General features: G+C 60.1%; 9 protein-coding genes. 5 read left to right on the top strand and 4 right to left on the bottom strand.

Annotation, left to right across the window (positions count from 1 at the left end; all coding sequences use genetic code 11):
• Together ACN0Q0_RS16835 and ACN0Q0_RS16830 are read left to right on the top strand one after the other, a co-directional pair.
• On the top strand, positions 1-442 hold a 442-nt coding region (locus tag ACN0Q0_RS16835), incomplete at its 5' end, for a recombinase family protein (protein WP_417244416.1).
• A gap of 148 nt (positions 443-590) precedes the next feature.
• Positions 591-1,286 (top strand): hypothetical protein, encoded by a 696-nt coding sequence (locus ACN0Q0_RS16830; protein WP_417244415.1) that lies wholly within the window; start codon positions 591-593, stop codon positions 1,284-1,286.
• On the opposite strand, the gene ACN0Q0_RS16825 is transcribed toward ACN0Q0_RS16830, so the two are convergent.
• From ACN0Q0_RS16825 to ACN0Q0_RS16815, 3 genes are all read right to left on the bottom strand, one after another.
• Positions 1,276-1,707 (bottom strand): helix-turn-helix domain-containing protein, encoded by a 432-nt coding sequence (locus ACN0Q0_RS16825; protein ID WP_417244414.1) that lies wholly within the window; start codon positions 1,705-1,707, stop codon positions 1,276-1,278. The two genes, ACN0Q0_RS16830 and ACN0Q0_RS16825, sit on opposite strands and share 11 nt — an antisense overlap.
• Positions 1,708-1,804: 97 nt before the next feature.
• Positions 1,805-2,815 carry a replication initiator protein A gene (locus ACN0Q0_RS16820; RefSeq protein WP_417244413.1) on the bottom strand — a complete coding sequence of 337 codons (1,011 nt, stop codon included), beginning with the start codon at positions 2,813-2,815 and terminating at the stop codon, positions 1,805-1,807.
• Between the two features lie 257 nt (positions 2,816-3,072).
• A complete protein-coding gene (locus tag ACN0Q0_RS16815) occupies positions 3,073-4,338 on the bottom strand; it encodes a hypothetical protein (RefSeq protein ID WP_417244412.1) in 1,266 nt (421 codons plus the stop codon).
• Positions 4,339-4,641: 303 nt separating this feature from the next.
• Between ACN0Q0_RS16815 and ACN0Q0_RS16810 the strand changes: the two genes are divergently transcribed.
• Positions 4,642-4,905: a BrnT family toxin gene (locus tag ACN0Q0_RS16810; protein WP_134079808.1), complete on the top strand. Its 264-nt coding sequence runs from the start codon at positions 4,642-4,644 to the stop codon at positions 4,903-4,905.
• Entirely contained in the window at positions 4,892-5,107 is a 216-nt protein-coding gene (gene brnA, locus ACN0Q0_RS16805) for a type II toxin-antitoxin system BrnA family antitoxin (RefSeq protein ID WP_152453475.1), read from the top strand. Before ACN0Q0_RS16810 ends, brnA begins: the two co-directional genes overlap by 14 nt.
• Before the next feature lie 287 nt (positions 5,108-5,394).
• On the opposite strand, the gene ACN0Q0_RS16800 is transcribed toward brnA, so the two are convergent.
• A complete protein-coding gene (locus ACN0Q0_RS16800; protein ID WP_369000070.1) occupies positions 5,395-8,298 on the bottom strand; it encodes a Tn3 family transposase in 2,904 nt (967 codons plus the stop codon).
• A 124-nt stretch (positions 8,299-8,422) separates the two neighbouring features.
• Here ACN0Q0_RS16800 and ACN0Q0_RS16795 point away from each other — a divergent pair.
• Positions 8,423-8,669 (top strand): recombinase family protein (locus ACN0Q0_RS16795; protein WP_417244411.1); only part of this gene is annotated, 247 nt, incomplete at its 3' end.

Here is an 8,669-nt window from a genome sequence, read left to right as displayed (position 1 = left end):
CAAAGGCGATGTCCTGGTCGTTTGGAAGCTCGACCGCCTCGGCCGCGACCTCAAACACCTCGTGACAATCGTGCAGGAGCTGACCGATCGCGAGATCGGTCTGCGCGTCCTCACGGGCCAAGGCGCACAGATCGACACGACCACAGCTGCAGGACGGCTGGTTTTTGGCATCTTCGCTGCCTTGGCAGAATTTGAACGGGAACTGATCCGCGAGCGCACCATCGCAGGCCTCAAGGCCGCTCGGGCGCGGGGCCGAAAAGGGGGGCGTAAATTCGCGCTAACAAAAGCCCAGGTACGTCTTGCGCAGGCGGCCATGTCGAACCGCGACACCTCTGTCTCGCAGCTCGCCGCAGAACTCGGCGTCAAGCCCGTCACAATTTACAGATATGTCGGCCCCAACGGGGAACTCAGAGAGAACGGAAGACGCGTCCTGGCCGCTTAGAGTGTCATTCTGCACTCAGCCGGAATCGACCCCTTGCACCGAAATGCGGACCTCGCCTTCCAAACGAAGGAAGAAGCCGAAAAATGGGCTGAGGCAAACTCAGGCCATTGTCAGTGAAGTAATTTTAGAAAGAGCATAGGCCCGAAATATGTGGATTGTCCTCGTCATCGTCGTAGCGGGTTTCTGGCTTTGGCGAAGCAACCAGAAAAGAGCAAAAAGATTTGTGCGAGCCGTGCACTTTTTGGATGCCTTAGACGGCGGTGCAACACCAGATGAAGCAAACGGTGTCGTTGCTAAGCTATTCACAAAACACTCAAATGCTGATGCTGACAATCAGGCTATCCGCTTTGCTCAAGACCGCGCGCAAAGGTGGACCCAAGGGAAACAGCTTCCATGGATACACGAAGCAAGGACTAAAGGGTTCGCGATAGACAGCGGTAGCACCAAGCACGATTTTGCCCACCTAAGTGAGCAGGCATCGGATGAGGAAAGGCGCGAGGATCTGTACGTTGCAGCCGGTATCGCGCATGTCAGCTTCCTAAACGCGATCAAGCGTGACGTGGATGATGAAGAATTCTCCGCGGCTGCTTTGGGGGCATTTGACGGTACTGTCCAAGCTCTTGGGGTTAAGCTAACCCATGTTGAAATGTTCAGCATGGGGGCTGCGTTTGTCGTCCGTCAGCTTAAGGACTTGGGGCGTTTGGACGAAGTGGACCCCGAAAGGATTGCCGATCTGACAGCCGAGGCGATGAACTCTAGTGCTTTAGAGGAAATCAGGGGGCAGGCCGGACAGGTGGCTTACAGCGTCACTATGACGATGCGTTCAGCAAGCCCTATCGGTTGAACAAGCGGTATAGGAGACCGGGCTTTGGCCTGTTGTCGGCCAGAAGCGCTGTCACGCGGCCTTCGGAGCTGTCCAGGCGCTTCCGTAGATCGTTGATCGTATCTGCCATCTGATCCTTCTGGGCTTCCAGGCCGTTGGCTCTCTCACGGGCGACCGCCAATTCTTTTTCCAGCTCAACAACACGGTCTATGTGGCTGCTTTTGGGAGCAAATTTTGCCTGTTGCGTATCGTTGCTCTGCATGTGTTGCGCATCGCGTGGCGCAGCAGAGGGCGGAAAAACCCGGTGCAGCTCTGACGGATCAATCTCGTATGAGCCACCATCTCCCTTAATGGCTGATATCTTTCCGCTTTTGATCGCCCTATGGATTGTTGTCTTGTTCTTTCCGGTGGCCTTTGCGGCCTCTGAGAGTGAATATTTCATGCCGTTGCGCCTCGTTGCTTTTACTTGTTGCGCAACAGGGTATCGCGTTGCGTGGCGCAACGCCAATGGAACCTGATCGAGGCAGGGTTAGGCCCGGCTAACGCAAGCTATCCTGCTTCCCGCAATAGGCCACAAAAGCAGCGCCCGCGTTCTTCGGTGGGTTGCCCTTGGCGGCTTCGCTCTTGGCGAATGCCAGCCAGTCAGAACGCAGGGCGTAGTAGTCCCGGCCTTTCTCCCTGGCGATGGTCCTCGCCTTGTCCTCGGCCCACCCCGGAAGCCTGATCTCGGGCAAGAGTTCGCTCTGCGGTGAGCGCGGGCGGAAAATCACCAGGTCTTCGGTGGTCAGCTCCATGCGATAGAACGGCGTGTGATCGTCCTCGATGATCTGGCGGATGTTCAGCCGGAACTTCTTCAGAGGGGCATTGCTGCCGGTCTTTTCCTGAAGCTTGGCGAGACCGATCTGCCATTTCGGCTGGCCCCCGCAATGCTTGCGGCCGATCTCATACAGGCGGCGCTCAAGTGGACGACGCAGGCGAAAGTAGTCGTTCGAGATCGTCACGACCTCGTCGCCCTCGATCGCGCGCATCACCCAGTCGGACAGGATCACCTCGCAGTAGTCGAGCCGCCACTTGCCTTCTTCCTTCATGACGAACCCGCTGCCCGATTCCAGCAGGCTGAAAAAGCGTGTCTCGCGCTTGTTCCCGGTCTGAATGTCGGTCTGGAAGGTGGTGCCGATCAGCCTCTGAAATGCCTGTTCCAAGCGCTGATACTCGATCCCGCCCGTCTTGCGGTTGGTGGTAACCATCAGCTCGCGGGCGCTGAAGCGAACCCGCTTTCCGATCTTCTCGCCCCGGTTCTTGCGGTGCATGAGCTGGCTCACGCAGAAAATCAGGATGTCTTTGTCGAAGATCGTGGGCAGGCCGACCCCGGACGGCACGATTTTCAGCCGGTTGTCACCGCCGCGATATTCAAGGTGGCGCATGTCCGGCTTGGTGGCGAGCGAGAACAGCGGATGCTCCATCGAGGCCATGTCGTCCTTCGGCACCACATCGGAGATGTCGAGGATGAAAAAGTCCTTCTGGGGGTGTCTGTCGGGGAGCAGCGGCATCCGTTCGCCTGGTTGGATTCGTTATATCGGGAACCAGCATCGGCCAGGAACGGGCGGCTCGTCAAGTTCGTTATATCAGGACCCGATTTGGGGGCGGAATCTGTTCGTTAGTTTCGGAACCCAGGTTCGTTAGTTTCGGAACCCAGGTTCGTTAGTTTCGGAACCCTGTGGATAGTTTCCTGTTTCCCTAGCAGTAGGTTAGGGGTGATTTCAGGCCCCGTAACATACTCCGTAGGTAACACTATTAACACTAGGGGTCAGAGACCGTGGCTGGACCCTCGATCCCGTTCCCGGCTGGCACGGTCAGTAAGATTGTTTTCCCGTTCTGACCGGGTTTCTTCCTGAACCGCGGGAGCTGTCAGGCCAAGGTTCATCTCGTGACGCTCCACCTCTGCCGATGCTTCTTGTGGCCAGCAGGTCCTGTCCTCGATCTGGGGAACATCAGGCCGAAGCATGTTCTTCACCGCAGCTTCCATCCTCGCCATGAACGCCCCGCACTTCGCCACCACTGCTGCCAAGTGCATCCGGTCGGACAGGCTGGGGAAGAGATCGCGCCCGGCCTCATACCGATCCCCCATATTTTCCCGGAGTCCCACACCGCAACGATGCGCGGTGTCATAGATCCGTTCTGCCCCGGATCTGATCGCCTCAATGAAGGGCCAGGGATCGGTGCTGGTGTCCCCACCAACCCGATCCAGCGTCAGAGCGCCCCTGGGAGGCTCGTAGGCGCTTCCTTCGGCCCTGTGGCGGGCAATCTCCCCCTTGAGCGCCAGGAGGCCGCTCAGGGCCTCTGTCTGGCGTTCTGAGAGGTCTGCATCCCTGATGGCATCCCACAGGCCTTCAGAGGGCGCTTTGACGCTCTCACGGGCCTTGTCCATGACGGCCCCATAGGTTTCCGGCGACAGGTGCTGGCGCTGCGTGATTTCCTTGCGGGTGCCGCGCACGATTTCGCTGTCCAGATTCGTGCGGCACCAGTCGGCCCAGGACGTTTGCAAGGCGGAGTATTCGTTTCGCTCGCCCGTGGCCTCCTTCAGCTCCCGAAGCGCCTTGTTGGTCGAGATCACCGGCTTGCCCCGGCTTTCCCGGACGGGAGAGACCAGAACATCGACCACGGCCCCGCCCTTCTCATCGAGATCGAGGCGTGTGGCGATCACCGATCCCTCGCCGCCCCAGCTCTCGGCCCATGCCTTCGCCTGGTCGAAGAGCTGGCGGTTATGCGGGTTGTCGGGGTCGTGCAGGTTGCCGGCCTTTTCCACCCATTCCGGCGACACTACGCAGATGGCCTGCAAGCAGAGCGGCGAGCCTTTCCGTTCGCCGGCCCCCAGCTCAGACTTGTGGGCCTTGAAAGCGGCGAGATAGTCCCGGTCGTTCTCGGCCTTCGACCAGGCAAGACCGAAGCCGGGTTCCGCATCGTCCCGGACCCGCGCCTTGCCGGTCTCGTCGTGACGCTGCGCATGGAGGGACGCCCCGCGAAGCTGGGCGATGCTGGTGAACTTGTTGACGCGGATCGCTGCCTTGAACATGGGACGGTGATAGCGGAGAGCGACAGAATTGTCATTTCAAATGACAACCCACTAGGCAATTCTCTGCGAGCCGCTCCGCTAATTGCCGTTGGGCCGGAGGCGCTGCGCCCTCCTGGACCTCCCGCCGGAAGCCGCCCAAGGGGCGGCTGCGCACCATCCCGCCCCTGCCATTTGAGGGCCGGTCGGAATGATGCGCGGAGCCAGCTCGGACCGGAGACCTCCGAATATCGGAGGGCCGGGCTGGCGGCGGTGGTCGCATAGAAACATGCTTGAAAATGGATAATTACTATACCATATTTACGCATGGATTTTGAGTATGACCCCGCCAAAAGTGCCTCGAATCTGTCGAAGCATGGCATCGACTTCGATCAGGCACAGGCCCTTTGGGATGACCCGTGGATGCTCGAAGCGCCCGCCAAGACCGAGGATGAACCGCGCTTCATCTCGATTGGGAAGATTGAGGGCAAGCATTGGGCGGCCGTCTGGACACCGCGAGGTGATGCGGTGCGGATCATCTCGGTGCGCCGCGCCAGAAAAGAGGAGATCAGCTACTATGAAGGCAACTGAGTTCGACAAGAAATTCGACGCCGGTGAGGACGTGAGCGATGCAATCGACTGGTCCCAGGCACGCCGCCCGAATGACCAGCCCAAGCGCGTGAACGTGGATTTTCCGGCATGGGTAGTCGAGGGCCTGGACAAGCAGGCTCGGCACCTTGGCGTGACGCGGCAATCCCTTATCAAGCTATGGATCGCAGAACGTCTTCAGTAAGGAAGGGTGACATGGGCCACCGAAAATTTAGAATTAAAAGAGTTGCCAACATAACGGCTCCTGATGGAACTCAGCCTGTTTTCTATGAAGTATGGGACGTAATCTCGGTGGAAGGAGAAGAGCGGTTGCAGGGGTCGATTCCGGCTGAGTGCAGAATGACACCCTAAGGCTCCCGCTCCCGTCTTTTACCCCCGGTTTTTGAGCCCTCTGACCACCTTCGTTGTGGCGATGAGCGTGGATCGCCTGTTTTGTGGCTGTGAATGCGGCAAGATATAGGGCTGATTACTTCACAACCTTGCCCCCACTTGCCGCCGCCACCGATATTCGCCGGTGAGCAAGATGTGGGCCCACCCGAGCGGCGAGATATGCGCCAGCAGAGCGGGGTCACAATTCAGCCCCGCCCGCTGCCGCGCGGCCACGGCCTGGCCGAGGTGCTTGGTGTTCCAGTAGATGATGATGGCGGCGAGCAGGTTGAGACCGGCCATGCGATAGTGCTGCCCCTCGGCGGTACGGTCGCGGATTTCGCCCTGCCGCCCGATGCGCAGGGCGTTTTTAAGGGCGTGATGGGCCTCACCCTTGTTCAGGCCGATCTGGGCCCGGCGCTGCATGTCTGCGTCGAGCAGCCATTCGATGATGAAGAGCGTACGCTCGACGCGGCCAATTTCGCGCAACGCCAGGGCCAGCTCATGCTGGCGCGGATAGGCCGCGAACTTCTTGAGCAACTGACTGGGCGGCATAGCGCCCGTCACCATGGTGGCCGCGGACCGCAGGACGCCGGGCCAGTTCTGGGCGATGAGGCCCTCACGGATCTTGCCACCGATCAGGCTGCGCAGCTCGTTTTGTGCTGACGCCGGGTCGAAGAGGTAGAGCCGTCTGGATGGCAGGTCGCGGATACGCGGGATGAACCGGAACCCGAGCAGCGACGTCACGGCAAAGACGTGATCGGTGAACCCGCCGGTGTCGGCATACTGCTCTGTGATCTTCCGCCCCGCCTCGTTCATCAACAGCCCGTCCAGGATGTAGGGTGCCTCGCTCACGGTGGCCGGAATGTTCTGGGTCGCGAAGGGCCCGAACTGATCGGAGACATGAGTATAGGCCTTGAGGCCTGGCTCAGAGCCATATTTCGCGTTGATGAGGTTCATGGCCTCGCCCTGTCGAGCGGCGGGGAAGAATTGCCCATCGCTGGAGGCGGTCACGCCACCACCCCAAAACTTGGCCATGGGCAGACGAGACTGCGCGTCAATTACCATGGCGAGGGCCTGATTGATGGCGTCGCTCTCCACATGCCATCGCGACAGGCGGGAGAGCTGGAAGTAATCATGGGTGTTGGTCGCTTCGGCCATCTTACTGAGGCCAAGGTTCAGGCCCTCAGCCAGGAGCACCGTCAGCATGCCGATCTGGTCTTTGCAGGGCGCGCCGGTTTGCGCACTTACAAAGGATTCCGTGAAGCCGATATCCGTATCGACCTCCTGCATCAGTTCGGTGATCCGTATGGCGGGCAGCCGGTCGTAAAGATCAAGCACAAGCTCGTCCGCCTCGTCGGGCACGGCTGCGCTCAAGCGATCAACCTGCAGGATGCCGTTCTCGATCGACCCGCCGGGGATGGCCCCCGCACGCGCCGCCTTGGCCAACCGCACCAGGCCGCCGGTCATGCGTGCCTTGCGATCGGCAAGCCAGGCTTCCGGGTCAAGCGGTACTGCCAGTCTTGGTATGTCCTTCACTGCCTCGGCGGGAACCAGAGCCTGATTCAGATCGCTGTAGCGCCGGGAATTCGGCACCCAGATATCGCCTGAGCGGAAGGCATCCCGCAGGTGGAACAAAACCGCCACTTCCCAGAGCCGGTGGCCGTCTTCCTCCTGGGCATTCAGATGGCGATGCCATTTCGAGCTGCGCCGCAGGAAGCCAACCGGTCGCTCCTCGGGCCTTTCATCGTCCGCGATCAGCGTGCTGGCCTGTAGCAAGGGCGCAGAGACCCCCGCCGCCTGAATATCCAACGCGCGCAACATGCGTGGGGCATAGCGCCGGAACCGGTGATAGCCCTGACCGACATGCGCCAAGGGGTCAGCGGCCATCGTGTCCGTCAGCTCGGCGGCAGTGGCAACCAACCCTTCAAGCCGCTCCCATCCACACCCCAGCTCCGTCGCCTGATCCAAGGGCGCGCCATCACTTCTGGCGTCGAGCAAGGCGGCACCAAGGGATTTGAAGGCGCGCAGGGTGTCCTGCACCGCCGTTTTAGCGTCAGCGATCTTGGCATCGCAGAGCTTTTTGGCACCCTGCCATGTCTTGCCGACGATCCGATCGTGGGTCTCGATCACCGCGTCCGTAAGCGCCGCACGCCACGCGACCACGCAGACCGCGATGATGGCCAGGCGGCGATCACTGCTGATGTCGCGCAGGCCATCAGCGAAATAGCGTTCACCCTGACGCTGCAGGCGACTCACCCGATGGGGTGGAATGCCCCAGAGAATATCAGGCGACAGGTTCATCTCTTGCAGGAATTCCAGCCGGTCGAGCAGGCGGGTGGCATCAGCCGAGTTCTGCCCCACCTCGAATTGGCGCAGCCAGACGAACCGGCTGACCTTGCCCTCGACCATTTCCGTAAGCAGGCCATCGAGGCGGGCTTTCAGGGTATCATCCAGTCGGTCCACGATGGCGCTATCGATCTGGCGTTCCGCCGCGACAAGCGCATCCGCACAGAGGCGCTCGATGACGGATACACCCGGAAGGATGGTCCGGGTCCGGCGGCACTCATCGACAAACCGGCGGGCCAAATCATGGTTGGTGGCCGCGTTCTCCGCCTCACCCGCAAGCCAAGCCTTCAGCTCACGTGCGCGGTGACCGGAAAACATCTTGAAACCGTGGAGCTGGCGGAGGTCGTGAAGATGTTGCTGACGGGTCTGACGCCGAGCGGCGTAGGGAAGGATCTCATCCCCGGTCATGCCCAATTGGGCCCCAACAAACCGGACGACGGGCTCAGGGATCACCTCGCGAGACGATAGCAGGCGGCCCGGATGTCGCAGCGCGCATAGCTGTAGCGCGTACCCGAACCGGTTCTCTGAACGCCTGCGCACATTGATGTGCTCAAGGTCGTCATCCGACAGCGTGTAGTGATAGAGAATGCTGGCTTCGTCTGTCGGAAGGTCGAACAGCGCCGCGCGTTGGCGCGCGGTCAGGATGGTGCGGTGCGCCATAGTTCTTTTGCTTTCTATAGAGCGTTTGTGTATATTTGATTTCGATACATATTAAGATTTACTTGGGTCCGGATATGCAAGGCCACACCAAACAGCATCACAAACGACCGTATGAGATAGCCCCATGCTGATAGGATATGCCCGGGTCTCGAAAGCTGACGGCAGTCAATCCCTTGATCTGCAGAGAGACGCGCTCATCGAAGCGGGCGTGGCAGTCGACGGGATCTACGAAGATCAGGCTTCAGGTAAGCGTGACACCCGGCCGGGCCTCGATGCATGCCTCAAGGCTCTGCGCAAAGGCGATGTCCTGGTCGTTTGGAAGCTCGACCGCCTCGGCCGCGACCTCAAACACCTCGTGACAATCGTGCAGG

The sequence above is a fragment of the Celeribacter sp. genome (assembly GCF_048259695.1).
GTDB lineage: Bacteria > Pseudomonadota > Alphaproteobacteria > Rhodobacterales > Rhodobacteraceae > Celeribacter.
This window is presented reverse-complemented; position numbering and strand designations above follow the sequence as displayed.

Bases quoted from the DNA above. Each gene is read 5' to 3' on its own strand.
- ACN0Q0_RS16830 (WP_417244415.1), top strand. From the start codon at position 591: ATGTGGATTGTCCTCGTCATCGTCGTAGCGGGTTTCTGGCTTTGGCGA.
- ACN0Q0_RS16825 (WP_417244414.1), bottom strand. From the start codon at position 1,707: ATGAAATATTCACTCTCAGAGGCCGCAAAGGCCACCGGAAAGAACAAG.
- ACN0Q0_RS16820 (WP_417244413.1), bottom strand. From the start codon at position 2,815: ATGCCGCTGCTCCCCGACAGACACCCCCAGAAGGACTTTTTCATCCTC.
- ACN0Q0_RS16815 (WP_417244412.1), bottom strand. From the start codon at position 4,338: ATGTTCAAGGCAGCGATCCGCGTCAACAAGTTCACCAGCATCGCCCAG.
- ACN0Q0_RS16810 (WP_134079808.1), top strand. From the start codon at position 4,642: ATGGATTTTGAGTATGACCCCGCCAAAAGTGCCTCGAATCTGTCGAAG.
- brnA (WP_152453475.1), top strand. From the start codon at position 4,892: ATGAAGGCAACTGAGTTCGACAAGAAATTCGACGCCGGTGAGGACGTG.
- ACN0Q0_RS16800 (WP_369000070.1), bottom strand. From the start codon at position 8,298: ATGGCGCACCGCACCATCCTGACCGCGCGCCAACGCGCGGCGCTGTTC.